The sequence below is a fragment of the Ensifer sp. YR511 genome, from assembly GCF_900103045.1.
Taxonomy (GTDB): domain Bacteria; phylum Pseudomonadota; class Alphaproteobacteria; order Rhizobiales; family Rhizobiaceae; genus Ensifer; species Ensifer adhaerens.
Window position 1 is genome coordinate 626,272 of record NZ_FNGR01000001.1, and the last position, 26,672, is coordinate 652,943.

Here is a 26,672-nt window from a genome sequence, read left to right on the forward strand (position 1 = left end):
TGTCTGACAACTTCAGACAATCGCGAAGAATTTCGAATGACTGTAAATTTAAATCGCCTCTCGCATTTTGTTGCCGTGGTCGAGTGCGGCTCTTTCACCGCGGCTGCCGAGCGGCTCGGGCTTGCCAAAGCCGCCGTCAGCCATCAGGTCGCCCAGCTCGAAAAGGAGCTGGGCACCACCCTGCTCGTGCGCACCACCCGGCGGCTAAGCCCGACCGCCACCGGCCAGCGCTTCTACGAGCGCTGCGCGCTGATCCTGCGCGACGCGGACGAAGCCGTCGGCGCGGTCTCGGCTGAAACCGAGATCCCGAGCGGCACGCTGACCCTGACGGCACCGCTCGACTATGGCGCCAAGGTCGTAACCAACGCCGTCGCCGCCTATCTCGCGGCCTATCCCGCCATGCGGGTGGAGCTGAACTTCAACGACACGGTTCTCGACATGATCGAGAACCGCCTCGATCTCGCCATTCGCGCCGGCTGGCTGGTGGATTCCAGCGAACGGGCAAAACGCATCGGCACGTTTCAGCAGCACCTCGTCGCAGCGCCCGCCTATGCCGCAAAGCTCGGGGACATCACGCACCCCAATCAATTGATGGAGGCAGACTGGATCGCCAACGGCGCGCTGAAGGCGCCGCTGGAATGGACCTTCACGCATGCTTCCAGCAACGGGGCGGCAATCCACGGCAAGGCGCTGGTGACCGCCGACAGCACCGATTCCGCCCATTGTTGCGCTGTCGCCGGCATCGGGCTTGCCGTGCTGCCGGACTATCAGGTGCGAACCGACATCGCCGAAGGCCGGCTGGTGCGGTTGCTTTCCGACTGGTCGCTGCCCTCGGGTGGTATCCATGTCGTCTATCCACCCTCCCATTTCCGCCCGGCGCGCGTGCGCGCCTTCGTCGAGATCCTGCAGCGCATGGAAAAGGAGCGCGGGCGGCTTGCCGGATGAAGGCTCGAAAGACCGGCGGGATGCGCTAGATTGCCCGCTACCCGCCGATTTCCTGAAAGCGTTTCCGCTTTTACGGATAGCAACAGGGCGCACGTCAAAGTGCTACAGCGTGAGAGGCGCATCTTGAAAGCTGCGGCCGCTGTGGGCAATTTCGGCCGCGAGGAGAAAAGCATGCACGATCCGATCCCGACGACGACACTTCCCGACGGCCGCTCGATCCCGGTTCTCGGCCAAGGCACCTGGCGCATGGGCGACAGCGCAGCACGCAAGACCGATGAGGTGAAGAGCCTGCAGCTCGGCCTCGATCTCGGCCTGACGCTGATCGACACGGCCGAAATGTATGGCAACGGCGCCTCGGAGCGCGTGGTCGGCGAAGCGGTGCGCGGGCGCCGCGACGAGGCCTTCATCGTCAGCAAGGTGCTGCCGTCCAACGCCAGCCGCATTGGCACCGAGGCCGCCTGCGCGCGCAGCCTGAAGCATCTCGGCGTCGACCATATCGATCTCTACCTCCTGCACTGGCGCGGCGGCTACCCGCTGGCGGAAACGGTTGCCGCCTTCGAGGCGTTGAAGAAATCAGGCAAGATCGGCGCCTGGGGCGTCTCGAACTTCGATGTCGACGACATGGAGGAGCTGCTGGACGTGCCGGATGGCAAAAACGTCGCCGTCAACCAGGTGCTCTACAACCTGTCACGCCGCGGCATCGAATACGACCTTTTGCCCTGGTGCCAGAGCCAAGGCATCGCCATCATGGCCTATTCTCCGCTCGACGAGGGTCGGCTCTTGCGCCACCCCGATCTCATTCACATCGCCAAGGCGCATCAGGCGACGCCCTCCCAGATCGCCCTTGCCTTCCTCAAGACCCGCCCCGGCGTCATCTCGATCCCCAAGACCGGTTCGGCCGACCGCCTCCGCGAAAACCGCGACGCAATGGACATCCACCTGACCGCCGAAGACCTCGCCGCCCTCGACCACGCCTTCCCGCCGCCGAAGCGCAAGCGGTCGCTGGAGATGATTTGAGAGAAGCCTCGCGATAACGTTGACCGCGCCCTCAGCCGCTCGGCCCGACTGCGCGCCGGACGCGCAGTCGGTGCAACATCGATGACGGTTCAATCAAACGCCCTCGCTGCTGTTCGGCGACATCCGCTATCCGTCAGACAAGCAACATTCCGCCGTCGACGTGGAGTTCGATGCCGTTGACGAAGCGACCGGCATCCGAAGCGAGGAAGAGTGCCGCACTGGCAAGCTCCCCGGACGTGCCCAGCCGTCCAGCCGGGATCGTCTCGGCCATGTGCTCGATAAAGGGTCCGCGTTCAGCCTCGGAAATTCCGAGCTTTCCAAGGATCTCCGTGTCCGTCGGCCCCGGGCTGAGAACATTCACGCGAATGCGGCGCGACTTGAACTCGATCGCCCAGTTGCGCGCGAACGCCGCTGCGGCAGCTTTGGAACCGGCATAGACGCTATGGTTCGGGAGAACCTTGGTCGCCGCCAGCGAACTGGTGATGATGATGCTCCCGCCCTCGTTCATGATGGGAGCGATGGCTTGAACGCCGAAGAAGACGCCCTTGGTGTTGATGGAAAAATGCCGGTCATAGGCTTCTTCGGAGATTGCGTCGGTCGGTTTGAGGTCGATCACGCCCGCGTTGGCAAGGTAGATATCGACCGCGCCAAATCGTTCCGCAACTGTGCCCGCGACCGCCCGATGATGGGCGAGATCAGCCACGTCACCCTGGATGCCGATCGCGCCGAAGCCGATTTCCTGAACGGCTTGATCTAGAAGGTCCTGGCGTCGAGCCGTGATGATGACCTGGGCGCCTTCTTCGGCAAAGAGCTTGGCGGTCGCCTTTCCGATGCCGCTGTTGCCGCCAGTAATGACGGCGACCTTTCCTTGAAGTGTCTTCATTTTCGTCTCCATGTTAGGTGTCATGGAGATAGAGATGCCTTGGACGGCGCATTAGCGGGTTCATGAGCACATGACATGTGCCTGCGAGGTGTAGATGCCCAATCTGCTGAACGAGACGCCTGGCTTGATCGCGTTCGTCAGGACCGTGGAGAGCGGTTCGTTCAGCGCTGCGGCCAAGATCCTGAGGACATCGCCGTCTGCCGTCTCGAGGAGCGTCGGAAGGTTGGAGACCTTGGTCAGGGCCCGCCTGTTTCTGAGGTCAACGCGAGCATTGGTTCTAACCTTCGAAGGGCAATCCTTGTTCGACAAGGTTGCTCCTCTCCTGCGCCAGCTTGATACGTCGGACGAGGTCGCCAGCCGTGAGGACACGCTCGCCGGCAGAATTCGGTTCAGCATGCCAAGCGACCTTGCCCGCTACTTCTTGACCCCGATATTTCGAGATTTCGCATCGGCCTTTCCCGCCATCAAGCTGGAGGTGGGGCTCGCAGACCGGCAAGTTGATTTGATCCGGGAGGATTACGACGTGGCCTTCCGCGTGGGCGGCAGTGGCCAAGGCGAACTGCGCGTACGAAAGCTAGCGAATGTCAACATGGTGATCGTCGCGTCTCCGGCTTACCTCGAGAAACACGGCAAGCCGCGTTCAGCAGACGAGGCGTCGGCTCTTCCCTTCGCCCGGTACATCGTGCGTGGTCATCCGAGCCCGATGGTCTTTGCGGGCGGCAAGCAGTTTTCACCGCAGGGCCGCGTGGATTGCGATACCGGGCAGGCACTGCGGGCAGCGGCACTCCACGGTCTGGGGGCGGCACTGCTCATGAAGTGTGTGGTTCAGGACGAGTTGAACGACGGCCGGCTGATCGATATCTCCACTGAACTGGACCTGCCGCCGCAGCCTCTCAACGTGGTGCACGCCTTCGGCTCGATGATACCGCTTCGCGTTCGGCGATTTTGCGATTTCATCGCCGACCAAACCAAGAGCATACCAGGTCTGTGACGGCCTAAGGCCAGCGGACTTGCGGTGAAATGGAAATACGCATTCACTCGCTCCGATAGGCCGTTGGCAACCTGCCCGTCCCTGAGAGAAAGGGAGTGAGGGACCATCCTCACGAAACGTCGGCCTTCTGCACGCTGCGGTTTATCGCAAAGAACCGCCACCGCAAGCGTCGATCACGCAGTGACGCCCGCAATCTCCACCACCACCTTGCCCTTGGCGCGGCCGGATTCCAGATAGGCGAAGGCTTCGGCGACATTGTTCAGTGCAAACACGCGGTCGATCACCGGCCTGACCGTCCCGGCGTCGATGAGGCCTGCGAGTTCGGCAAGCTCGGCACCATCAGGATGCATGAAGAGGTAGCGGTAGGAGACTCCGTGTTTCCGGGCGACGGCGCGTATCTTATAGGACGCAAGCCAGAACAGCGCCCTCAAGAACAGACCGCGGCCGAGATCCTTTCGCGCGGTTTCGGGCTCGGGCATGCCGGCGATGGAAACCACCTTGCCGCCGCGCTTGACGACGCCGAAGGATTTTAGGAGCGTCTCGCCGCCCAGCAGATCGAAGGCGCCGTCCATGTCGCGCAAGCGCTCCTCGAAGCGCTCCTTCGTGTAGTCGATCACCACGTCGGCGCCGAGCGCCTCGACGAGCGCGCGGCCGCGGGGCGATGCGGTCGTCGTGACCTCCGCGCCCAGCCATTTCGCCAGCTGAATGGCGAAAGTGCCGACACCGCCGGCGCCACCGGGGATGAAGATCCGGCTGCCCCGCCCCACATGAAGCTCGTCGCGCAGCGCCTGCAAGGCGGTAAGGCCGGCAAGCGGCACGCCGGCTGCCGTGTTGAAGTCGATCGATGCAGGCATCTTCGCCAGGAATTGTTCGGGCACGACGGCATACTCAGCAAGGCCCCCCATGGTGTCTTTGGGCATGCGCGCAAAGACCCGGTCGCCCGGCGCAAACGACGCGACGCCTTCTCCCAGTTCCTCGACGACGCCTGAGAGTTCGTTGCCCATGACGACAGGCAAGGGATAGCGCTGGACGACTTTCAGCATGCCGTCGCGCGTCTTGTAGTCGACCGGATTGAGGCCGGCGGCATGCACTCGGACAAGCACCTCGCCGCGCGCTGCGCGTGGGCGCCGCACGTCGCGCAACTCCGCGGCATCGGAACCACGATATCTCGTAAGGACCAAGGCCTTCATCTTGGTAGAATTCATCGGGTACCTGCGATCGTGAGAAATCTTCTGAGGGAATACTCGGCGAGAAATGCCGTGCGAAGTCAACCACGCGCGTGACGTCTGGCGGCTTCGGTCGCAAGCGCGTGCACCGATCATCCGGCCGGCCGGGAGGTTTCGGCTGCAACTGCGGCGGCCCCTCATCCTGCCTGCCGGCCACCTTCTCCCCGCAAGCGGGGAGAAGGAAACGTGCAGCGGGCGCCCGGTTCCCTTGAGTCGCGAGCGCTTAGCATCTTCAGCAGAAGCGTGCCTTTGATGGACGGTCATCATGAAGGAGAAAAGAAACGGCTCGCTCGGTGCGAGCGCCCCCTCTCCCGCCTGCGGGGAGAGGGCTGGGGTGAGGGGCAGCCTCCGCACAAAGTACGAGGAGCAATTCCGCTCGGAAAATCTCGCGCGCAAGAATGCACGCGAGCCCCCTCACCTCGGCAAAATCACATGCCCTGCGGGCCGCGGTTCATCGCTGCGATGCCGGTGCGGCAGACCTCGATGAGGCCGAGCGGCTTCATGATGGCGATGAACTGCTCGATCTTCGACGGCTTGCCGGTGATTTCGAAGACGAAGTGATCGATGTTGGCGTCGATGACCGAGGCGCGGAAGGCGTCGGCAAGGCGCAGAGCCTCGACGCGGTGGTCGCCCGAGCCGTGTACCTTGACGAGCGCCAGTTCGCGCTCGATCGGCCGGTCGTGGCCCAGGCTGGCGGCGCGCACGGTCAGGTCGACGACGCGGTGGACCGGAACCAGCCGTTCCAGCTGGTTCTTGATCTGGTCGAGCACGTGCGGCGTGCCGCGCGTCACGATGGTGATGCGCGACAGGTGCGCCTCGTGTTCCGTTTCCGAAACCGTGAGGCTCTCGATGTTGTAGCCGCGGCCGGAGAACAGGCCGATGACGCGGGCAAGGACGCCCGGTTCGTTGTCGACGAGAACCGAAAGCGTGTGGGTTTCGGCGACTTCGGTCTCCTTGGCGATGAAGTAGGCGGAGCCGGTCGGTTGAAGGTGTGCGTTCATGTGAGTGGTTCCTCTACCTATCTCAGACCAGCTGACGGCCCTTGGCGTCGATCGCGTTGGCGACCGCTTCGTCCGTGGCTTCGTCGGGCAACAGCATCTCGTTGTGGGCCTTGCCCGAGGGGATCATCGGGAAGCAGTTGGCGAGGTTGGCGACGCGGCAATCGAAGATAACCGGCGCCGGCGTGTCGATCATCTTGCGGATCGCTGCATCGAGCTCGCTCGGCTTGTCGCAACGGATGCCGACGCCGCCATAGGCTTCCGCCAGCTTGACGAAGTCAGGCATCGCTTCGGTGTAGGAATGCGACAGGCGGTTGCCGTGAAGCAGCTGCTGCCACTGGCGCACCATGCCCATGTACTGGTTGTTGAGGATGAAGATCTTGACCGGCAGGCCGTACTGGACCGCGCAGGACATTTCCTGGATGCACATCTGGATCGAGGCGTCACCGGCGATGTCGACGACGAGGCTGTTCGGATGCGCGACCTGCACGCCGATCGCCGCCGGGAAGCCGTAGCCCATGGTGCCGAGGCCGCCCGAGGTCATCCAGCGGTTCGGCTGTTCAAAGCCGAAGAACTGGGCTGCCCACATCTGATGCTGGCCGACTTCCGTGGTGATGTAGGTGTCGCGGTCCTTGCTCAGCTCATAGAGCCGCTGAATCGCATATTGCGGCATGATGACGTCGTCGTTCGGCGCATAGGCGAGCGAATTGCGGGCGCGCCACTTGGTGATCATCTCCCACCAGTCCGAGAGACGTGCCTTGTCGGTCGACTTGGAAGCGGCGCGCCAGAGGCGAACCATGTCTTCCAGAACCGTGCCGACATCGCCGAGGATCGGCACGTCGACGCGGACGTTCTTGTTGATCGACGACGGGTCGATGTCGATGTGGATCTTCTTGGAGTTCGGCGAGAACGCGTTGAGGCGGCCGGTGATGCGGTCGTCGAAGCGGGCGCCGATGCAGATCATGACGTCGCAGTCATGCATCGCCATGTTGGCCTCATAGGTGCCGTGCATGCCGAGCATGCCGAGCCAGGCCTTGCCGGAGGCCGGATAGGCGCCAAGCCCCATCAGCGTCGAGGTGATCGGGAAACCGGTGAGCTCGACCAATTCGCGCAGCAGATGCGAGGCTTCGGGGCCGGAATTGATGACGCCGCCGCCGGAATAGATGATCGGCTGGCGCGCATTGCGCATCAGTTCGACCGCTTCCTCGATCTTCTTCAGATCGCCCTGCTTCTTCGGCTGGTAGCTCTTCTGGGTCGGGACGGCAGACGGCGGCGTGTAGGTGCCGGTCGCAAACTGGACGTCCTTCGGGATATCGACAACGACAGGACCCGGACGGCCGGACTGAGCGACGCGGAAGGCCTCATGGATGATGCGGGCGAGATCGTTGACGTCGCGAACCAGCCAGTTGTGCTTGGTGCACGGCCGGGTGATGCCGATCGTGTCGCATTCCTGGAATGCGTCGGAGCCGATCAGCGAGGTCGGAACCTGGCCGGAGATGCAGACGAGCGGGATCGAATCCATCAGCGCGTCCTGCAGCGGCGTCACCGCATTGGTAGCACCTGGGCCGGAGGTGACCAGCATGACGCCGACCTTGCCGGTGGAGCGGGCATAGCCTTCGGCCATGTGGCCGGCGCCCTGCTCGTGGCGAACGAGGATGTGCTGGATATCGTCCTGCTGGTGGATTTCGTCGTAGATCGGAAGCACGGCGCCACCGGGATAGCCGAAGATATGCTCGACGCCATTGTCCTTCAGTGCCTGGAGAACGATCTCCGCGCCTGTCATCTGGTTTTCTGTACCGCTCATTGACTTGCTTCCGTCCCTTTTCCCAGTTGGGTGCTTAGCTTGTTTGAAGGCATAAAAAAAGGCCCCGTCAGGAGCCTCGTTCAGCGCATGGGTGGCTACCGCCGGATGGTTACACCATCCTGCCCATGCGCCGTCCCACCACAAGAATAACCGCAAAATTTTTCATGGGCCGAGTTGATAAACACAAATGCCTGAGGCGTCAACGGCTTTTCGTTACACGATCCGGCGCTTTCTCGGAACATTGTTGCGCAAACCGTCCGAGAAAGCTGCGCGAACAGGCCCATAGCGACTACGGCAAGGCACCGCTTGTCTCATGACGCGCAAGGGTCATCGTCCCCCGGCTTGACGGCGATGCGGCTTGGCGCTACCTCCCTTTCCGGGCTTCAGATCCCCGCCGCTCGCAGGCTTCCAGTCTCGGTGAAATCTGACTTCTGACGATATCCTCTCGCCCCGATCGCATTTCGTGTGGCAGGCAATGCGAGCCCCTCCTCTTCCCAATCGAAATGCGAGAACAGGAGTGCGGGATGTCCAAGGACACCTCCAAGCCGAATGCCTACTTGACCGCGCCGCTCGGCGCGATCTTCTTGAAAACGGCGCTGCCGATCATCTTCGTCATGGGCATGAACGGGCTGTTGACGGTGGCCGATGCCATCATGCTCGGCATCTATGTCGGCGCCGAAGCCGTCGGCGCCGTGACCACGGTGTTTCCGATCTTCATTCTCACCGTGGCGCTGGCCACCCTCGTCGTCAGCGGCATGGCGAGCCTGCTTGCCCGCCATCTCGGCGCCGGCCGCTTTGCTGAAGCCCGCGGCGTCTTCGCCGGCGCCCACATGCTGGCGCTGACGATCGCTGTTGCACTGATCGCGCTGTTCGCAGCCTTAGGCGACCGCCTGGTGCTGACGCTCACCAATGGTCCGGGGCCGCTCGCCAGCATGGCCGAGCGCTATATCGCGATCATCATCTTTGGCGCGCCCGTCCAGTTCCTGCTGGCAGTGCAATCGGATGCGCTCCGATGCGAGGGACGCGCCGGGCTGATGGCCGGCCTCAGCCTGCTGGTCTCGCTCGCAAACCTTGCCCTCAATTATGTGCTGATCGCGCTGCTGGACATGGGTGTCGCGGGGTCCGCGACCGGCACCGTGCTGGCGCAACTCCTCGCGCTCGGCCTCATCGCCCTCTTCCGCCTGTTCGGACGCACGGAACTGCGGCTCTCCGCCCTCCTCCGGCATAATCCGCTGACGGGATGGAGCCGCATGATCGCGCTGGGCAGCCCCCAGAGCCTCGGCTTCATCGGCATGGCGCTGGTGTCGGTGACGATCATGGCGGCGCTGCAGAAGACGGCGGCCGAAAACTACGCCACCACGGTCGCCGCCTACGGCATCATCACCCGCATCATGACCTTCGCGCTGCTGCCGCTCTTGGGCCTGAGCCAGGCGATGCAGGCGATCGTCGGCAACAATGTCGGCGCCGGCCTCGCGGACCGGGCAGAAAGGATGCTGCGGCTTGGCATGCTTGTGGCGTTCTTCTACTGCCTCGCCGTCGAGGTGCTGCTCCTCGGCTTTGCCAGGCCGATTGGCGCGACCTTCGTCGACAACGATGCGGTCATCGCCGACGTCGCGCGCATCATGCCGGTGATGGTCGCGATGTACGTCTTCTCCGGACCGCTGATCATGCTCGGCAGCTATTTCCAGGCGATCGGCGATGCGCGCCGGGCGGCGATCCTGGGGCTTGCCAGGCCCTATCTCTGCACCATGCCGCTGGTCGCACTCTACGCGTCGACCTTTGGCGAACCCGGCATCTGGTTCGCCATGCCGACTGCAGACGCGCTGCTTCTCGCGGTCGCGCTGCTGGTGTTGTGGCAGGCCTCGCGGCAACGACCCGCAACGGCTCCGTCAGGCTGATCTGCGCGCGACGCGCCGGCTCTCCGGCGCGTCGCAGTCCGTGTCGCTAGAACCGCGAGAACCCGACAAGCGACGGCATGATGGAACCGCGGCCATCGTTGATGAACGGCGCCAGCCCCGCGGCCACCTCTTTGCTCGGATTGCCATAGACCTCGAGCCGCTCCACCGTGCAGTGGGCGGAGACGTCGTTGATGTGTGCATCCGACATTTGCCAGTGCCGGAGCACGTCCTCAGAATTGCGGTAGAGCTGGATGCTCACCGCCTGCATCTCTTTCTCGTCGATGAACGTCCGCACCATCAACTGCGGCGCATGCTCTTCGACGAAGGCGATCGCGCTGCGCACCGCCTCGCGGAACGGTTCGAGATGGCCGGGAGTAATCCTCATCAGGTTTCGGAAAAGCAGTTGCTCGGTCATGCATCCTCCATGTCGCGTATCGCTGGCTCCTCGGGCCGGATCCGGGCCGAAGATGGCGTTCGGCCCAACGCCGATGGAGAGGTTTGTAAGAGCTCAAGCTTGGTTGAGGTCAAGCGGCAGATACCAGAGCAATTTTGGAGGTCGGCCGCGTCCGCATGCACCGGCCATTAACACTTGACGTGGCAAATTAGCTTGGCTGCATGATGCAGCTTAAAAACAAAGGCAATGAGATGCTTGACCTTTCCGTGCTCACACCTCTCCTCCTCAGTTTCGGCGCGATCTACCTGTTCTTCCGTTGGGTCGTGTTCGATATGAACGCCCCAAAATAGACCCCCGCGCTCCAAGCCTGCCTCCGTGAGAGGCCTGCGATCCCTGCCGGAGCGCACGGAGGCACCCCCCTACTCATCGACAAGCCTGGCGACGAGATCACCGAGCAGGCGCTCGAGCTCGGCGTCATGCCCCTTGTTCAGCGCTTCCAGCCCCACCACCTGGCGCATGATCTGCACGCCGGCGACAAGCGACATCAGCAGCGCCGCGCGCTGACCTGCATCCGCGCCTGAAAGCGCCTCCGTGACGTTCTTCTGGTGGTGGCTTTCGACCACCTGTCGCGCGATATCGACCGCGCGCTCGTTGGAGATTGAGCGGAGCATGATGAGGAAGCCGTCGAGCGCGGTTGCCTCCGGCTCCGTCACCTTCAAAAGCGCGCTTGCGATGCGCGCTGCCCGGTCCGGTGCGCTGAGCGTCTCCGGCGTGGCGATGATCGGCCGTTGGTTGGCGGTCGAAAGCACTTCGGCAAAGAGCCCCTCCTTTGAACCGAAATAGCGGTTGATCAGCATCGCCGTAACCCCGGCCCCTTCAGCGATCTCGCGCACACCGGCGCCTTCATATCCCGAGGCGATGAAGGCGGAGCGTGCGGACTCAAGAATTGCGGCGCGCGTGGCGTTCGCGTCGCGGCGGCGCCCGTCCTTTTCGGCAGGCCGCTTTTCTGCGCCCCCTTTTTCAGCAGCCCCCTTTTTGGCAGGCATGGCCCCTCCTTAGTATACACCTGTAGACATGATCATGAATCGGAAGTATACAGACGTAGACTTGCCGCTGCAACGCGCCTTGCAAGACAGCCTTCATTCCATCCACGGAGCCTCACGTGACCAGCATTTGCGCCTATGGCGACAGCCTGCATTTCTTCCGCTCCTGGCTCGCAGATCCACTGCGCGTCGCCTCGGTCACGCCGTCCTCCCGGTCGCTTGCCCGGTTGATCACGCGCGAGATCGACCCTCGCTATGGCCCGGTGCTCGAACTCGGTCCCGGCACCGGTGTCTTCACGCGCGCGTTGATCGAGCGGGGCGTGCGCGAGGAAGACCTTGTGCTGGTCGAATCCGGCCCTGACTTTGCTGCCGTCCTGAAGGCGCGTTTCCCGGCCTCCACCATTCTTTCGATCGACGCGGCGCGGCTTGCCGATGGTCATTCCGAAATTCCCGCAGGCATCGGCGCTGCGGTCAGCGGCCTGCCGTTGCTCTCCATGCCCACCCGCAAGGTTATGGCAATCCTTTCCGGTATTTTCCTGCACATGCGGCCGGGTGGCCACCTCTACCAGTTCACCTACGGTCCGCGTTGCCCCATCCCGCGGCCGCTGCTCGACCGGCTCGGCCTTCGCGCCCGGCGCATCGGCGGCACCATCAGAAACTTCCCGCCCGCCTCCGTCTACCGGATCAGCCGGCGCAAGCCCTTCGCGGCCATGCACAGGACCTGCGACTGACGCAACGAAAGAAGATGAAAACCGATGAATGAATGTGTTCTTGTCACCGGCGGCACCGGCTTCGTCGCCCGCTGGTGCATCGTCTCTCTGCTCGAAGGCGGATACCACGTTCGCGCCACCTTGCGCGATCTCGCAAAGGCCGACGCCGTCAGGCGCTCGATCGCCGCCGTCAGCGACGCGACAGACCGACTGTCCTTCGCCAGGGCCGATCTGACCGGAGATGACGGCTGGGCCGAGGCGATGGAGGGCTGCACCTATGTCCTGCACGTCGCGTCGCCGCTCGGCGGCATTCCCGGCGGCGGTCGCGACGCCTATGTTACGCCGGCTCGCGAAGGCACGCTGCGGGTGCTTTCCGCCGCCGTCGATGCCGGCGTCCGGCGTGTGGTGATGACTTCGGCGGCCGCCACGACCCGGCCGCCGCTGGACTCAGGCCTTGCTAGCGACGAGACGCGCTGGGCCGACCCCGACGACCCGCAATTCGACAATTACCGGGTCTCCAAGATCCTCGCCGAACGTGCCGCCTGGAAGTTCATGGAGGGCAAGGCAACGGAGTTCGCCACGGTGCTGCCCGGCGCCGTCTTCGGTCCCGTGCTTTCGAGCGAAAATCTCGGCTCGGTGAAGATCATCGGGGACCTCGTTGGCGGCCGGCCGCGGTTCCTGCCGCGCCTCGGTTTCTGGGTGGTGGACGTACGCGATCTCGCCGACCTGCACGTCACCGCCATGACCGCGCCTGAGGCCGCAGGCGAACGCTTTCTCGCCGCCGGCGACTTCCAATGGATGGAGGAGATCGCCGCCACGCTGCGCCTGGGCCTCGGCGTCGATGGCTGCAAGGTGCCGACGCGACGGCTGCCGACCGCGCTCGTGCGGCTGCTGGCCCCGCTCAGCGCCGATTTGAAGCCGCTGGCCCCGCTGCTCGGTCGCAAGTTTGCGCTGTCATCCGACAAAGCCCGGCGCCTGCTTGGCTTTGCGCCGAGGCCGGTGAACGCCACCATCCTCGACTGCGCCCGCAGCCTGATTGCGGCCGGCGGGCGCTGATTTCAGCCGACCGCAGGGCTACACCTGCGGCGGCAGCAGGAACAGCGTCATGGCGAAGATCACGTAGACGGTGAGCGCCAGCACGCCCATGTACCAGGCAGACCGCCCCCCGTTGGAAAGCAGCGTCGCGGCCATGGTCGCGACCAGCATCATCACGATCGCCCCCGGCCAGAACTGCAGGTCCATCGGCTGCGGCCCGAGCACGTAGCTCAGAAGCACCAGCAGCGGAGCGACGAAGAGCGCAATCTGCACGGCGCTGCCGAGCGCTATGCCGACGCTCAGGTCCAGCCGATCCTTGCGCGCAGCGGAGAAAGCCGTCGCCATCTCGGCCGCAGCACCGACGAGCGCGACGACAACGAAGCCGACGAAGGCCGGCGTCATGCCAAGCTCTTCTGCCGCAACCTGCACCGAGCCGACGAAAACTTCGCTGACGAGCGCCACAAGAACGGTCACCACCAGCAGCACGATGATGCCCGTCGCCAGCGGCCAGTGCGGTTCATCACCGCCATGCTCGGAAGTGGCCGAGACGAACAGCTCGCGATGGGTCTTCAGCGAAAACAGCATCCAGAGCCCATAGGTGATGATGAGAAGGACGGAGAGGCCGGCGCTCAGCTGCTGGGTGAAAGCCGTCTGCGGCTGGCCGTCGGCAGCACCGATCAGCGAAGGCACGAGCACTGCGATCGTCGCCATGAACAGGAGGCTCGCCAGAAAGCGCGCATTCACCCGGTTGAACTCCTGCAGGTGAAACTTGAGCCCGCCGAGCAGAAACGAACCACCCAGCATGAACAGCGTGTTGGTGACGATCGCGCCGGCGATCGAGGCCTTGACCAGCAGATACTGGCCGGCAGCAAGTGCCATCAGGGCGATGACGAGCTCGGTCAGGTTGCCGAGCGTTGCATTCAAGAGCGCGCCGACCGTGTCGCCGGTGCGGGCCGCAACCGCCTCCGTCGCCTGGCTCAGGAGCGCCGCCAGCGGCACGATCGCCGCCACCGACAGCAGGAAAAGCAGCGTATGGGCGTCCGGCCAGATGTGCTCGCCGGCGATCGCGATCGGCACGAAGACGATCAGCCAGAGTATGGGTGTCCGACGAAAATAGGCAATTGCATCGCTCATGGCTTCCCCTCGCCCGCTTCCCGCTCGCCCTTCGAGCGTCCGTGGCCGGCAACGCCCCTGACGGTCACCCGAACGGACGTGCCTGGCCTATGGTTGAATTATCCCGCGTCCTCTCGCGTTCTGCATTGACTTTAATCAAGTCGGAGCGTGCCCGGCGCCCAGTCTCAGACCCGCTGGATCAGCGCCCGCCCGATCGGCTTTTCCGGCTCGCCGCTCAAGACAAGCGACGTCGTCACGGCGCCATAGCGCGCGATCGTGTCGACGATCGTTTCAAGCTCGCCCGGCGTCGGCACCAGCACCTTGAGAAGGAAACAGTCCTCGCCGGTCAGCCGCAGCACCTCGATCACCTGCGGCATCTCGGAAAACTGCTTGAGGCATGCACGGATATGTTCGTGCGTCGTCTTCAGGCGGATCACCGCCATCATGCCAAGCCCGAGGCGTGCCGCATCGATGCGTGCGCCATAACCGGAAATGATGCCGCGCTCCTCCAGCCGCTTGACCCGCTCCGAGGTCGCCGGCTGCGACAGACCCATACGCCGCCCGAGCTCCGAGATCGCGATGCGTCCGTCTTCCTGCAATACCTCGATGATCGCGATATCGGTCGGGTCGAGGGCAGAACAGTCAACCGCCATATTTCACCTTTAATCCATCGGCAAACGGCCGCACTTTCCGATGATTGCGCATTCAGATGGTCAAGGGAAGCTGGCAGTCTCCCCCATGTTGAAGATGAGAGGACGACATGAACGATATCATCATCCTGCCCGGCATCGGCGGTTCCGGCGAGGCGCACTGGCAAACCCGATGGGAGTATGCAGACTCTCAGATGCGCCGTTTCCAACCGGGCGATTGGGATCGTCCGCAGCTTGCCGACTGGATCCAGGCGCTCGACAGCGCCATTGCCTCAGCAAGCGAGCCGCCCCTTCTCGTCGCCCACAGCCTTGCCTGTCTGCTCGTCGCCCATTGGCATGCGGTCCGCACCCGTCCGATCGCCGGCGCTTTTCTCGTGGCGGTTCCCGATCCGACGTCTGCGGCCTTCCCGGCGGAGGCTGCCAGCTTCGCCAAGGTCCCGACGGAACGCTTCCGCTTTCCCTCCCTTATCGTCGCGAGTTCCAACGACCCCTTCGGCACCATCGGCTACGCGCAGATGCGGGCGGCGCAATGGGGCAGCCGGTTCGCCGAAGCCGGCGCCGTCGGCCATATCAACGGCAAGAGCGGGTTGAGTGACTGGCCGGAAGGGCGGGCGCTGTTCCGGTCGTTTGCTCAGGGCATCAAACCATCGGAGGGCTGAGGCGTCACACAGTCCGGCCAACGTCGGCGAGCTTTCCCGACAGTTTGCTCAGGGAGAGCGCACAATCTTGCAAGTTATGCGCTAATCATGCCAAGTGGCGCCACAACCGCCCGCCAGGAACCACGCATGACGCCGACCGTGTCGCTGACGCCATATTACCGCTACTTCGCCCTCGTTTGCCTGGCGTTGACAGGAGTCTGCGTGGCCGGGATGTTCGCCTACGAGACCCTTGTTGGCCCGATACCGAAGGGAACTGCATACGGCGTCTGGTTTGCGCAGACATTGTCATCGGCTACCGCCACAGCCAGCCGTTTCGTGCAAAGGCATCGCCGATGCCCGACGGAAGAAGAGAAAGCGAAACTGGCCCGCGTCTCCTTGGGCTTAGCCACGGCAATTAGCATTCTGCCGGGTGTTGCAATTGCTGCTTGGGTCTACGTCATGGCGTTTGTATTTGGCGACCCAGGCTATGAGATCGCCTACTACGTCAACCGGCAGCAGTTCGTCTCCCTGCTGATGTCTCTGGACATGGTTCTCTGTCTCGTGATCGCAGGCGGTATGGCCCTCCTCCTGACCGTCTCGTACTTCATGATGCGCTGGCAGTACGGTAGCTCGGCGAGGAGGATGGCCGGCCGGCTATCGCTCTGACAGGGAACTAAATCGGAGTGCGCAAGTCGCCATGCCGCTGCCCGTGCCCCGCGTGCTCGAGCGTGCAACATCTCGAAACCACTTGTTAAATCCCCTTGGCTAACATGAAGCGCCGTATTGCCGGGGTTTCTCGCGTTGCTGAACAATGAACTTCATTCCTCGATCCGTGCCGGAGAGCAGGATCGCCGTGACGGCCTGAAGCCCGGCAACCGGTTCCTCGGACGGGTGGTTGCCTGCAACGGCGCGCGCGCGACGATCGCTGCGATCGCAGAGAGCGGCGAGACGTCGCTGACCGAACTCTGGTCCGTCGGCCGGCTGATTTCCATTTCCGTCGGCAGGAACCGCGTGGTGGCGCTGGTCTATTCGATGCAAACCGCCTCCAGCGAATGGGGCGAAGAGACCAACAACACCTTCCGCATCGAAGTCGAACTGATGGGCGAGGTCCATAGGGGACCCGACGGTCGTGAAGAGTTTTCCGCCGGTATCAGCCAATATCCCTATCTCGGCGCCATCGCCCACCGCATCCGCGGCGCCGACCTTGCGCGCATCTACGATTCCGGCCGCAACGACAGCTGCATCATCGGCAAGCTGACCCAGGACGAGAGCCTCGACGCAACCATTCACGTGCCCTCGATGCTCGCCAAGCATTTCGCCATCGTCGGCACGACCGGCGTCGGCAAGTCGACCGCCGTCACGCTGCTGCTCAACAAGGCGATCATTGCCGATCCGAAGCTGCGCGTGCTGATCCTCGACCCGCACAACGAATTTGCCGCCGCCTTCCCCGACCTTGCCGTCGTCATCGACACCGATACGCTCGACCTGCCCTTCTGGTTCTTCCGACTGGAGGAGTTCGCAGAGGTGATCTTCCGCGGCCGCCCTGCGCCGCCGGACGAGCTCGACATGCTGCGCGACATCATCCCCGAGGCGAAGAAGGCCTTCCGCGGCGGCGGCGACGCCGGCATCGTGCGGCGCCAGACGGAAAAGAGCTCGATCACCGCCGACACGCCGGTGCCTTACCGCATCGCCGACCTCTTGGCGCTGATCGACGAGCGCATCGGCCGGCTCGAAGGGCGCAACGACAAGCCGCATCTGCGCTCGCTCAAGGTCAAGATCGTCTCGGCGATCAACGATCCGCGCTATCATTTCATGTTCTCGTCGAACACCATCACCGACACGATCCAGGATACGATCGCCCGGGTTTTCCGCATTCCAGGCGACGGCCGGCCGATCGCCACCTTCCAGCTGGCCGGCATCCCCTCGGAAGTCGTTAATTCCGTCGCTTCGGTGCTTTGCCGCATGGCGTTTGAAATCGGGCTCTGGAGCAATGGCGGCATCCATATGCTGGTCGTCTGCGAGGAAGCACACCGCTATGTGCCCGCCGATCCGTCGCTCGGCTTCCTGCCGACCCGCCAGGCCATTGCCCGCATCGCCAAGGAAGGCCGCAAATACGGCGTCTCGCTCGGCATCATCACCCAGCGCCCCGGCGAACTCGACCCGACGATCCTGTCGCAGTGCTCGACGGTCTTTGCCATGCGGCTTGCCAACGACCGTGACCAGGACATCATCCGCTCGGCCATTCCGAACTCGTCGACATCGACGACCAGCTTCATTTCCTCGATCGGCAATGGCGAGGCTATCGCATTCGGCGAGGCGGTGGCCGTGCCGATGCGCATGCGCTTTTCTCGCATCGCCGAGGAGCGCCTGCCGCGCGCCCACGGGATCATCGACCGGATCGACGAGGACCATCCGCCGACCGTTGACCTGCGCGCGATCGTCAGCCGCATGCGCGCCATCAACGGGCCGGATATTTCGAACTTCCAGCAGAGCTACATGGCGGCGCAGACCGTGAGCGAAGAGCAGCGCTGGGAGACCGAACTGGGCGCCACGGCAGAAGCCGAGCCGCAACCGGGCCTCAGCGAGCCGCAGGTCGAGATCGAGCCCTATCGTCCGGACATGCTTCCGCGCGCGCCTGCCCCCGTCAATCCGGAGCTGGAGCGCTTCAATCAGATCCGCCAGCAGCTCTTGAACGAGCCATCCCCGGCCGATCAGGCCCAACGCCGTTCGCAAACGGCTGACCCGGCGTCCGGCGAGCGGCCGCGCCAGGGCTCGCTGCGCGAAAGCCTGTTGAAGCGGCCCCTCGGCAGCATCATCCGCAAGACCTAGGCAGCGAACGCGTGAAACTGCGGGCGCCCCATTTGCCCGATGACAACCAGAGATGTAAAAGCGTTTTGTCCAGACATGCGCTGCGGGCCGCAGTGCGTGAACAACTCTGGAGTGGAATAGCGGCTCGCTGGGTGGTCGCACGCGTCCTTGCGACCGAAGGGCCTCCAGGGGCCGCTCCACGTTAACGCGATTGGCATGCTTCGGCCCGCCCCAATGCGGCCGTGGCTCCGGGCACCCGAACAGAACGGCACAAGCAGCGTTGCCCGATGGCGTCGCAGACCGATAGAATAGAAGTTTCAAGCGCTTCGACATCTGATCGCGCACGCCTTTCGGTGGCAGCGGAGAAAAGACCTTGCCAGAGAACGACTACGATGCCTTTGCGGCAGCCTATGATGCCGACAACGAGAACAACGCCTGGAACGCCTATTACGAGCGGCCGGCGACTTTGGCACTCGCCGGCGACGTCGCCGGGCTTCGGGTGCTCGACGCCGGTTGCGGCGGCGGAGCGCACGCGGCAGCGCTCATCGAGCGCGGCGCCACGGTGACCGGCATCGATCGCAGCGCCGGTCTTCTGGACATCGCCCGTCGACGCCTCGACGGGCGTGCGCAATTGCTGAGGGCCGATCTGGGCGAACCCTTGCCGTTCGACGACGGTGCCTTCGACCTCATCGTGGCATCCCTCGTCATGCACTATCTGGAGGACTGGTCGCTCCCGCTTTCCGAATTCAACCGGGTTCTGCAGAAGGGCGGCCGCCTGGTGTTTTCCACGCACCATCCGTTCATGGATCATTCCCTTTCCGGTCACGACAACTATTTCGAGACCTATCGCTTCGACGATACCTGGGAACGGGGCGGCAGGACCATCCACATGCGCTTCTGGCACCGCCCGCTGCACGCCATGTTCGATGCGCTCAAATCAGCCGGATTTGCCACCGAGACGGTGAGCGAACCGGAGCCCGATCCGCGTGCCCGCACGCTCTTTCCGGACGCCTACAGGAGCCTGACGACCAAACCGCGCTTCCTCTTCTTCTCGGCCGTGAAAGCGTGAGCGCGACAGCCTTCTCGACGTTTTGAAGGGCCGAGCAGGAGGAAGTCATATCCCGAGGATTTGCTCGTGCGCGCCCGTTGCGCCCCAGCGGACGATTTCGGCAAGGATCGGCATCAGCGCCCGCCCATGGTCGGTCAGGCTGTACTCCACCTTGCGCGGCACCACGGGATAGTCCCGGCGACTGATCAGGCCCCGCTCCTCCAGTTCCCGCAGTTCGCGGCTGAGAATACGCGGGGTGATCGGCTTACCGAGCCCGCCACGAAGCAGCGACCGTCCGATTTCGCCATAGCGGTGCGTCCCGCCTTCGAGCACGCAGAGGATGTGCAGCTTGTAGCGCCCGCCGACGATCTGGTTGAAGGCGATGGCGGGGCAGAGCCGGATATGGCTCATGTCGAGACCGGTCAGGCTGGACACTTTCGGCCCGACACCTCGGTCCGATGCCACGGCTTGTTCCGTCATGTCGGCGCCCCCCGTACTATCCTTTTTGTCCGTATTTACGATATCGTACCAGAGAGTTAGCGTGCTTTCAGCAAACAATGCCGGAGGAAAGCACGATGGCTGACATGGCGCAGGCACACGCGACAGTAAAGTTCGAGACGGCTTTCGGAGCGCGGCCATGAGCGTGGAGATGACCGTGCTGGCGCTCGGCTGCATCTTCGGCATCATCCAGGTTTTTGTCGCGGCGCAACTCCAGACGCGCCAGAACGGACTGGCCTGGTCGCTCTCTTCGCGCGAAGCGGCTGGGCCGCCGCCAACGCCCCTCGTCGGACGGCTGAAACGCGCGCAGGCAAACTTCCTCGAGACTTTTCCCTTCGCCGCGTCCGCGCTGCTTGCAGTCGAAGTCACCGGCGCAAACAACACGACGACGGAACTCGGTGCGATCGTCTGGCTTTCGGCACGGCTCGCCTTTTGGCTCGCCTATGCGATCGGCATTCCCGTGCTGCGCTCGGCCCTGTTTGCGACCAGCATCATCGGGATCGGACTGGTGCTGTGGCCGCTGCTGGCGTGGCTGGTGTGAGCCGATCAAGCGTAGGCACAAGCAGGCAAATCACCCCCTGAGGTCAGGGTAATCCCACGATGGCGCCAGACGGCGGCGTGCCGCTTTCACCGCTTCGCCGTAGTCTTCGCGAAAGGGTGCGACCAACTGCTTTTGAAGGTCTGCCAGCACTGCGAGCAGCACCGCGCATTCGGCCGTGCTTTCGAAACAGGAGGCGTCCGGCGTTGGAACTGCGTTCTCCTCGCTCCAACGCGACAGAAGTTCAAAGAGCACCAGGGCTTCATCGGGAGACAGACGGATTTCCGCGCTGTCAGGAGACGTTTTCTGCTCGTCTGTCATGATCGGGACATGGCATGCGCCGCCCGAACCTGCGGGGCCGCCCCGCTCACAGCAAGGCATCAGCGCCTATCCTGCAAGGGAACTTTGCCGCGGGCCGACCGTTGTCGTGGCGACATCCTGGGGTAGGATCAGTCAGCCGGTTTTGTTGACACCGACGACAACGGGAGCGCGCCATGGTCACAAGCATCACGCCCTTTCTGATGTTCCAGGATGGCGTCGCCGACGACGCCATGGCCTTCTACGTCTCGCTGTTCCCGAATGCCGAGGTGCTGGAAGTCGAGCGCTATGGACCGGATGAGCAAGGTCCCGAAGGCAGCGTCAAGGTGGCGCTTTTCCGGCTCGGCGCGCAGCGGGTCAAGTGCATCGACAGCCCGGTCCGGCACGCCTTCGATTTCACCCCGTCGTTCTCGTTCTTCGTGGAATGCCAGAGCGAGGATGAGATCATCACGCTTTATGGCATGCTCGCCGAAGGCGGGGCAGTGCTGATGCCACTCGACAATTACGGCTTCAGCCAGCGCTTCAGCTGGGTCACCGACCGCTTCGGCGTGTCCTGGCAGCTGAACCTCGCCGACTGATCCGCAGCAACGGCGCTCGTCAAAGCACCTCCTCGGCGCTCGAAATGCGCTGCCAGCTGTCGTCGAGCTGGTTACGGAACCAGGTCATCTGCCGCTTGGCATATTGTCGCGTTGCCGCAGCGCCCATCTCGATCACTTCGGCCTCGTCGAGTTCGCCCTTCAAAAGGGCTGCGATCTGGCTGACGCCGATCGCCTTCATGATGGGCATTTCCGACGGCAGCTCGAGCGCAAGCAGCGCCCGCACTTCGTCGATCGCGCCGCCGGCAAGCATCAACTGGAAGCGACGGTTGATGCGGTCGTGCAGGAGCTTTCGCTCCGGCAGCACGACATATTTTGTAGCCCGGTCCGGGTCGACGATCATGGGTCCGGTCTGCTGTTGGAAGAAGCGGATCGGCTTGCCGGTGGCCTCCACCATTTCGAGCGCCCGCACGATCCGCTGGCCGTCACCGGGCTTCAGTGTCACCGCCGTTTCCGGATCCCTGGCTTCGAGGTCGCGATGCAGCGCCTCCGCCCCTTCCGCCTTCAGCCGCTCGCGCAGCCTTTCCCGGATCGCCGCCGGGATCTCCGGCATGTCCGAGAGACCACCGGTCAGCGCCTTGAAATAGAGCCCGGTGCCGCCGACAAAAACCGGCAAGCGTCCCTCGCCCTTGAGCTGAGCGACCAATGCCTGCGCTTCACGCGCCCAGGCACCGGTGGAATAGGCGGATGCCGCCGGCACATGGCCGTAAAGACAGTGCCCTATGCCGCCCATGTCGGCCTCGTCCGGCCGCGCCGTCAACAGCCGCAGCGTGTCATAGACCTGCATGCTGTCGGCATTGACGACCACGCCGCCGTGTCGGCGCGCCAGTTCGACGGCAAGCGCGGACTTGCCGCTGGCGGTCGGCCCGGTTATCAGGATCGCGTCGCTCTCGGTATCAAGGTTGTTGTCCATGGCTCTCGTTGCCACGCTTATCGCCAATCCGTCAAATCCTGTTCTGACGCCAGCACTGGCGGAAGCAGCCGCTGACGCCGTCAAGGCATCCGGCCTCTATTGGCTCGCCGATGGCATCGCCTGCGATATCGCGCTGACCGACGGCACCGATCCGGATGCCGCCGAAACCCTGCTGCGCGGCGTGATCGGCGATGCACCGGTCGATGTCGCCGTGCAAGACGCCGAGAGCCGCCGCAAGAAACTGCTCATCGCCGACATGGACTCGACCATGATCGGCCAGGAATGCATCGACGAACTCGCCGCCGAAGTCGGCCTGAAAGACAAGGTGGCGGCGATCACCGCCCGCGCCATGAACGGCGAGATCGCCTTCGAGCCGGCGCTGATCGAACGCGTAGGACTTCTGAAGGGCCTGCCACTTGGCGTCGTCGACGAGGTCATCGCCAAGCGCATCACGCTGACGCCGGGCGGAAAACAACTGATCACAACGATGAAGAGCAAGGGCCACTATACCGCGCTCGTCTCCGGGGGTTTCACCGTCTTTACCGGCCCGATCGCCGAGATGCTCGGCTTTGACGAGAACCGCGCCAATACGCTGATCGCCGAAGACGGCATCCTCACTGGCGAAGTCGCCAATCCCATCCTCGGCAAGCAGGCCAAGGTCGATTCGCTGATCGAGATCGCCGACCGCCTCGGCATCTCGACGGACGATGCCCTTGCTGTCGGCGACGGCGCCAACGATCTCGGCATGATCCAGCTTGCCGGCACCGGCGTGGCGCTGCACGCCAAGCCCGTCGTTGCCGAGCAGGCCAAGGTCCGCATCGACCACGGCGACCTCACCGCCCTTCTCTATCTGCAGGGCTATCGCAAGACGGATTTCGCCGGATGATCATTGCCGAGACTGAGCGGCTGCGCATCCGCGCCTGGAAGGAAAGCGATCGCGATCTCTTCTTCGCGATCAACAGCGATCCCAAGGTGATGGAATTCTTTCCCTTCCGCCGCAGCCGCGCGGAATCAGACGCGCTGTTCGATCGCGTCGGCAAGGGCATCGCCGAAACCGGCTTCGGCTTCTTCGCCGTGGCGCTCAAGGCCGACGACAAGCCAATCGGCTTCTGCGGCCTCGCGCTCACGGATTTGGAGCCGCACCTGCCCAAAGGAACGGTCGAAATCGGCTGGCGACTGGCTCCGCCCTACTGGGGCAAGGGCTACGTCACCGAAGCGGCCAACGCCCTGCTGCGCTACGGCTTCGAGGAAAAGGGCTTGAGCGAGGTCGTCTCCTTCGCGGTTCCCGCCAACACCCGCTCGACCGCTGTCATGCAACGGATCGGCATGCACCGCGACCCAAGCCGCGACTTCGACCACCCCCGCGTCCCAACCGATCAGCCGACCCTGGTTCGGCATGTGCTCTATGCGATCAGCGCCGAGGAATGGCGGGCGCATCGTTCAAAGGGCGGGAAATAAGCTGCCGCTTCGTGAGTTGCCCTCTCTGTCTGCCGGACATCTCTCTCCGCAGGCGGGAAGAGAGACGCCAGCCGCACTAGCACTACCCAACCACCTCTGAAGAATGGCGGGCGTTCGCCATATCTTTCCGTCTCCCCGCGTGCGGAGAGACGGTGCCGGCAGGCGGAAGAGGGGCAAGCGCTCGCCCTGAGGATAAGGGCCTCCTCACCGCTTTCGCCCCGCCCCCGGGTAGCTCCGTTCGATCCAGTCGACAAAGGCCCTGGCCGCCTCCGACAGCGCCTCGAAGCGCCGCGCCACGATAAAGAACGCGCCATAGGGCACTGAGGCGTCGAACGGCTGGATCAGCCGGCCGGCGGCGATGTCGTCGCGGGCATGGTCGCGGTCGATGAGGCCGACGCCGCTGCCGCGCAGCGTCGCCTGCAGCACCATCGAGCCATCGGCGAAGATCGCGCCGCGTGCAAGCTTCACCGGCGCGGTGCCGGCCGCCGCAAACCATTGTTCCCAGAGTTGCCGGTTATCCTCATGCAACAATGGATGCTGCAACAGGTCTTCGGGTCGGTCGAGCGGCCGCCCGGCGCCGGCAAGCGCAGGCGTGATCACCGGGACCATCTCCACCTCGGCAAGAGGCCGCGTCTCCACCCGCGACCAGGAGCGCGCGGTCAAGCTGTGGCGGATGGCGATATCGGCCTCGCCGCTTCGAAACTCGGCGAGCCGCGACTCCGCATCGATCACCAGATCGATCTCCGGATGCGCCTCCTGAAATTCCTGCAAATGGGGCACCAGCCAGCAGCCGGCAAAGGATGGCTCGGCGCTGACCTTCAGCGTCTGCGACAACCGCCGCCCCGAGAGCGCGTCGAGGCTTTCGCCCACCATGTCGAAGGCAGACGTCAGCGTGCCGAGCAGCGCCTGACCATCGGCCGTCAACCGCACACTGCGGTGGAGCCTCTCAAACAGCGGCCGGCCGATCAGCTCTTCGAGCTCGCGCACCTGCCGGCTGATGGCCGCCTGCGAGACGAAAAGCTCCGATGCAGCCAGTGTGAAACTCTCCAGTCGCCCGGCCGCCTCGAAACTCCGCAACGCTGTCAGGGGCAGTCGGCCGCGCTTCATGCATAACCTCAAGTTATCCGAAGGAGACTGTAAACTCGTTTGAGGGGTGCCGGCAAGTGGAGTGAAATGCTTGCAAGAAAGGAGGTGCGGCAATGCATACGATTATCGAAATTCTGTTCGAAGCCCTCAGGCTGATGACCTTCCAGCCGGCGCGCAAGCCGTCCCCGCACCCCAGGCAAGCGAGCGACGACTGCTGAAAGAAGTGCACCTCACCACTTCTCGAATGCCCCTCACCCTAACCCTTTCCCCCGCAAGCGGGGAGAAGGTCGCGGCAGCGGGATGAAGGGCCGTGTCTGTGCCCATCATGAGCACGCTGCGGCCCGTCGGCCGGACCGCAGCGTTGAATCAAAACCTGAGCATGTGGATTCAGCCTCTCAGCCCCAGGGGCGATAGCACTGAAAAGATTCAGACAATCGGCGTCGACCGAAAGCGGCGCTGCGGCATCGATCCGATGCCGCAACCGCAACTGCCGGAAGGCGCGATGCGCCCTACTCCACCCGAACGGTGACGAAGCGCAATTCGCCGGACTTGTTGGAGATCAGAAGGGCGGCGTGGCGACGGCCGCTGGATTTCAGCTCCTCGACCCGGTCGGCCACGTCGGCGGGCGTCTCCATCGCCTCCTGACCGACCTCGACGATGACGTCGCCCGCCTCTACGCGCCGCTCTGCCGCGACCGAATTCGGCGCGACCTCGGTGATGACAACGCCGTCCACGTCTTCGGCAATGCCGTATTTCTTGCGCGCCTCTTCGTTGAGCGTCGCAAGCTTCATGCCGAGCACGACGTCGGTCGCTGGAAGCGGCGCAGCCTCCGGCTTGTCAGCCTTCGACCCCTCGTCGCCGGTTGCCGCGTCGGCACTTGCAAGCGCGCCATCCTCGAGGCGTCCGAGGGTCACCTTGACTGTCTGTTCCTTGCCGTCGCGGATCACCACGACATCGACCGCCTTACCGACGGGGCTTTCGGCGACCACGCGCTTCAGGTCGCGCACCTCGCCGACATCATGGCCGTCGAATTTGACGATGACGTCGCCGGCCTTGATCTCGCCGTGCGTGATCGGCCCGCCTTCGATGATGCCAGAGACGAGCGCGCCGCGCGGCGCGTCCATCTTCAGGCTCTCGGCGATATCGTCGTTCACAGGCTGGACGCGCACGCCGAGCCAGCCGCGACGCGTCTCGCCGAAGTCCTTGAGCTGAAGTACCACATTGGCGGCAAGTTCGGTCGGCACGGAGAAGCCAATGCCGATCGAGCCGCCCGTTGGCGAGATGATCGCCGTGTTGATGCCGATCACTTCGCCGGCCATATTGAACAGCGGCCCGCCGGAATTGCCGCGGTTGATCGCAGCGTCCGTCTGGATGAAATTGTCATAGGGGCCGGCGTTGATGTTGCGGCCGCGCGCCGAGATGATGCCGACCGAAACGGAACCGCCAAGGCCGAACGGGTTGCCGATCGCCATCACCCAGTCGCCGATGCGCATCTTGCGCGAATCCCCGAAAGGCACGGCCTTCAGCGGCGCCTTCGGCTCGACCTTCAGCAGCGCGAGATCGGTCTGTGTGTCTTTGCCGACGAGCTTCGCCTTCAGCTTGCTGCCATTGGCGAAGTTGATCTCGATGTCGTCGGCGCCCTCGATCACGTGGTTGTTGGTGACGATGTAGCCAGAGGGATCGATGACGAAGCCGGAGCCGAGCGATTCGACCGTGCGCTGGCGGTTACCGCCCTGATTGCCCTGGCCCTTGAAGAATTCGTCGAAATAGCGCTGGTAGGGCGAGCCCTCCGGCACCTGCGGCGCCGGCGCATCATCGTCGTTCTTGACCTTCTGCGAAGTCGCGATGTTGACGACGGCATCCAGCAGTCCGGCGGCCAGATCGGCGACGGAGGCCGGGCCATTGCTCGGCGGCCGGATCGCCGTGTTCTGGGCGAGCGCGGTGCTGCTGAAGGCGAGCGCGCCTGCGAGCGCCAGAACGCCGAGGGAGGCGCCAAGCGAGTGTACTCGGGATTTTGATCGCGTGGACAATTCGCTTCAGCTCCTCTGGCTGTGTGCGGTGACA

The 26,672-nt window shown here is 63.9% G+C and carries 27 protein-coding genes and 1 pseudogene; 15 read left to right on the plus strand and 13 right to left on the minus strand.

Going from position 1 to position 26,672, the window contains the following annotated elements:
- Positions 1-36 precede the first annotated feature (36 nt).
- Positions 37-945, plus strand: a complete 909-nt coding sequence (locus BLU15_RS03175; RefSeq protein ID WP_090294273.1) for a LysR family transcriptional regulator — start codon at positions 37-39, stop codon at positions 943-945.
- Between the two features lie 171 nt (positions 946-1,116).
- A complete protein-coding gene (locus tag BLU15_RS03180) occupies positions 1,117-1,962 on the plus strand; it encodes an aldo/keto reductase (protein WP_090294459.1) in 846 nt (281 codons plus the stop codon).
- A gap of 133 nt (positions 1,963-2,095) precedes the next feature.
- Here the strand turns inward: BLU15_RS03180 and BLU15_RS03185 are convergent, their stop codons facing one another.
- The gene (locus BLU15_RS03185; protein WP_090294274.1) at positions 2,096-2,845 is read right to left on the minus strand and encodes a glucose 1-dehydrogenase; all 750 of its coding nucleotides are present in this window, start codon (positions 2,843-2,845) and stop codon (positions 2,096-2,098) included.
- Between the two features lie 94 nt (positions 2,846-2,939).
- On the opposite strand from BLU15_RS03185, the pseudogene BLU15_RS39955 reads away from it, so the two are divergent.
- Positions 2,940-3,080 (plus strand): annotated as a pseudogene (locus tag BLU15_RS39955) (LysR family transcriptional regulator); the annotation flags it as partial.
- Between the two features lie 63 nt (positions 3,081-3,143).
- Positions 3,144-3,836 carry a substrate binding domain-containing protein gene (locus BLU15_RS03190; RefSeq protein WP_244546707.1) on the plus strand — a complete coding sequence of 231 codons (693 nt, stop codon included), beginning with the start codon at positions 3,144-3,146 and terminating at the stop codon, positions 3,834-3,836.
- 173 nt (positions 3,837-4,009) lie between these two features.
- Here BLU15_RS03190 and BLU15_RS03195 read toward each other — a convergent pair whose 3' ends face one another.
- From BLU15_RS03195 to BLU15_RS03205, 3 genes are all read right to left on the minus strand, one after another.
- Entirely contained in the window at positions 4,010-5,041 is a 1,032-nt protein-coding gene (locus tag BLU15_RS03195) for an NADP-dependent oxidoreductase (protein ID WP_244546699.1), read from the minus strand.
- 449 nt (positions 5,042-5,490) lie between these two features.
- Positions 5,491-6,063 (minus strand): acetolactate synthase small subunit, encoded by a 573-nt coding sequence (ilvN, locus tag BLU15_RS03200; protein ID WP_034792687.1) that lies wholly within the window; start codon positions 6,061-6,063, stop codon positions 5,491-5,493.
- A gap of 22 nt (positions 6,064-6,085) precedes the next feature.
- Positions 6,086-7,864: an acetolactate synthase 3 large subunit gene (locus BLU15_RS03205; RefSeq protein WP_034792684.1), complete on the minus strand. Its 1,779-nt coding sequence runs from the start codon at positions 7,862-7,864 to the stop codon at positions 6,086-6,088.
- Positions 7,865-8,388: 524 nt separating this feature from the next.
- Here BLU15_RS03205 and BLU15_RS03210 point away from each other — a divergent pair.
- Positions 8,389-9,762 carry an MATE family efflux transporter gene (locus BLU15_RS03210; protein WP_210187428.1) on the plus strand — a complete coding sequence of 458 codons (1,374 nt, stop codon included), beginning with the start codon at positions 8,389-8,391 and terminating at the stop codon, positions 9,760-9,762.
- Between the two features lie 46 nt (positions 9,763-9,808).
- Here BLU15_RS03210 and BLU15_RS03215 read toward each other — a convergent pair whose 3' ends face one another.
- Both BLU15_RS03215 and BLU15_RS03220 read right to left on the minus strand, forming a co-directional pair.
- On the minus strand, positions 9,809-10,177 hold the full coding sequence (locus BLU15_RS03215) for a hypothetical protein (RefSeq protein ID WP_090294279.1): 369 nt from the start codon (positions 10,175-10,177) through the stop codon (positions 9,809-9,811).
- Between the two features lie 398 nt (positions 10,178-10,575).
- Positions 10,576-11,202 (minus strand): TetR/AcrR family transcriptional regulator, encoded by a 627-nt coding sequence (locus tag BLU15_RS03220; RefSeq protein WP_090294281.1) that lies wholly within the window; start codon positions 11,200-11,202, stop codon positions 10,576-10,578.
- A 116-nt stretch (positions 11,203-11,318) separates the two neighbouring features.
- Here BLU15_RS03220 and BLU15_RS03225 point away from each other — a divergent pair, with 116 nt between their 5' ends.
- Positions 11,319-11,930: a class I SAM-dependent methyltransferase gene (locus BLU15_RS03225; protein ID WP_090294282.1), complete on the plus strand. Its 612-nt coding sequence runs from the start codon at positions 11,319-11,321 to the stop codon at positions 11,928-11,930.
- 24 nt (positions 11,931-11,954) lie between these two features.
- A complete protein-coding gene (locus tag BLU15_RS03230; protein ID WP_090294283.1) occupies positions 11,955-12,965 on the plus strand; it encodes an NAD-dependent epimerase/dehydratase family protein in 1,011 nt (336 codons plus the stop codon).
- Positions 12,966-12,983: 18 nt separating this feature from the next.
- Here the strand turns inward: BLU15_RS03230 and cax are convergent, their stop codons facing one another.
- Complete coding sequence (gene cax, locus BLU15_RS03235) at positions 12,984-14,078, minus strand: calcium/proton exchanger (RefSeq protein ID WP_034792668.1); 1,095 nt, start codon at positions 14,076-14,078, stop codon at positions 12,984-12,986.
- A 164-nt stretch (positions 14,079-14,242) separates the two neighbouring features.
- A complete protein-coding gene (locus tag BLU15_RS03240; RefSeq protein WP_090294285.1) occupies positions 14,243-14,710 on the minus strand; it encodes an Lrp/AsnC family transcriptional regulator in 468 nt (155 codons plus the stop codon).
- Between the two features lie 107 nt (positions 14,711-14,817).
- On the opposite strand from BLU15_RS03240, the gene BLU15_RS03245 reads away from it, so the two are divergent.
- From BLU15_RS03245 to BLU15_RS03260, 4 genes are all read left to right on the plus strand, one after another.
- The gene (locus BLU15_RS03245; protein WP_090294286.1) at positions 14,818-15,366 is read left to right on the plus strand and encodes an RBBP9/YdeN family alpha/beta hydrolase; all 549 of its coding nucleotides are present in this window, start codon (positions 14,818-14,820) and stop codon (positions 15,364-15,366) included.
- Between the two features lie 126 nt (positions 15,367-15,492).
- Complete coding sequence (locus tag BLU15_RS03250) at positions 15,493-16,011, plus strand: ABZJ_00895 family protein (RefSeq protein WP_034792648.1); 519 nt, start codon at positions 15,493-15,495, stop codon at positions 16,009-16,011.
- 135 nt (positions 16,012-16,146) lie between these two features.
- Complete coding sequence (locus BLU15_RS03255; RefSeq protein ID WP_089043633.1) at positions 16,147-18,174, plus strand: ATP-binding protein; 2,028 nt, start codon at positions 16,147-16,149, stop codon at positions 18,172-18,174.
- A 352-nt stretch (positions 18,175-18,526) separates the two neighbouring features.
- Complete coding sequence (locus tag BLU15_RS03260) at positions 18,527-19,222, plus strand: class I SAM-dependent methyltransferase (RefSeq protein ID WP_090294288.1); 696 nt, start codon at positions 18,527-18,529, stop codon at positions 19,220-19,222.
- A 45-nt stretch (positions 19,223-19,267) separates the two neighbouring features.
- On the opposite strand, the gene BLU15_RS03265 is transcribed toward BLU15_RS03260, so the two are convergent.
- Positions 19,268-19,681 carry a winged helix-turn-helix transcriptional regulator gene (locus BLU15_RS03265; protein WP_244546700.1) on the minus strand — a complete coding sequence of 138 codons (414 nt, stop codon included), beginning with the start codon at positions 19,679-19,681 and terminating at the stop codon, positions 19,268-19,270.
- 157 nt (positions 19,682-19,838) lie between these two features.
- On the opposite strand from BLU15_RS03265, the gene BLU15_RS03270 reads away from it, so the two are divergent.
- Positions 19,839-20,240: an MAPEG family protein gene (locus tag BLU15_RS03270; RefSeq protein WP_090294289.1), complete on the plus strand. Its 402-nt coding sequence runs from the start codon at positions 19,839-19,841 to the stop codon at positions 20,238-20,240.
- A gap of 30 nt (positions 20,241-20,270) precedes the next feature.
- Here the strand turns inward: BLU15_RS03270 and BLU15_RS03275 are convergent, their stop codons facing one another.
- A complete protein-coding gene (locus tag BLU15_RS03275; protein ID WP_090294291.1) occupies positions 20,271-20,558 on the minus strand; it encodes a hypothetical protein in 288 nt (95 codons plus the stop codon).
- Positions 20,559-20,731: 173 nt separating this feature from the next.
- Here BLU15_RS03275 and BLU15_RS03280 point away from each other — a divergent pair, with 173 nt between their 5' ends.
- Positions 20,732-21,133: a VOC family protein gene (locus tag BLU15_RS03280; RefSeq protein ID WP_060515969.1), complete on the plus strand. Its 402-nt coding sequence runs from the start codon at positions 20,732-20,734 to the stop codon at positions 21,131-21,133.
- Positions 21,134-21,152: 19 nt separating this feature from the next.
- Here the strand turns inward: BLU15_RS03280 and miaA are convergent, their stop codons facing one another.
- Entirely contained in the window at positions 21,153-22,064 is a 912-nt protein-coding gene (miaA, locus tag BLU15_RS03285; protein ID WP_034792634.1) for a tRNA (adenosine(37)-N6)-dimethylallyltransferase MiaA, read from the minus strand.
- Between miaA and serB the strand changes: the two genes are divergently transcribed.
- Positions 22,063-22,950, plus strand: a complete 888-nt coding sequence (gene serB, locus BLU15_RS03290) for a phosphoserine phosphatase SerB (RefSeq protein ID WP_090294293.1) — start codon at positions 22,063-22,065, stop codon at positions 22,948-22,950. The two genes, miaA and serB, sit on opposite strands and share 2 nt — an antisense overlap.
- Entirely contained in the window at positions 22,947-23,522 is a 576-nt protein-coding gene (locus BLU15_RS03295) for a GNAT family N-acetyltransferase (protein WP_090294295.1), read from the plus strand. The genes serB and BLU15_RS03295 overlap by 4 nt, the downstream gene beginning before the upstream one ends.
- 204 nt (positions 23,523-23,726) lie before the next feature.
- Here the strand turns inward: BLU15_RS03295 and BLU15_RS03300 are convergent, their stop codons facing one another.
- Both BLU15_RS03300 and BLU15_RS03305 read right to left on the minus strand, forming a co-directional pair.
- On the minus strand, positions 23,727-24,629 hold the full coding sequence (locus BLU15_RS03300; RefSeq protein WP_090294296.1) for a LysR substrate-binding domain-containing protein: 903 nt from the start codon (positions 24,627-24,629) through the stop codon (positions 23,727-23,729).
- 488 nt (positions 24,630-25,117) lie between these two features.
- The gene (locus BLU15_RS03305; RefSeq protein ID WP_051659253.1) at positions 25,118-26,638 is read right to left on the minus strand and encodes a DegQ family serine endoprotease; all 1,521 of its coding nucleotides are present in this window, start codon (positions 26,636-26,638) and stop codon (positions 25,118-25,120) included.
- Positions 26,639-26,672 lie beyond the last annotated feature (34 nt).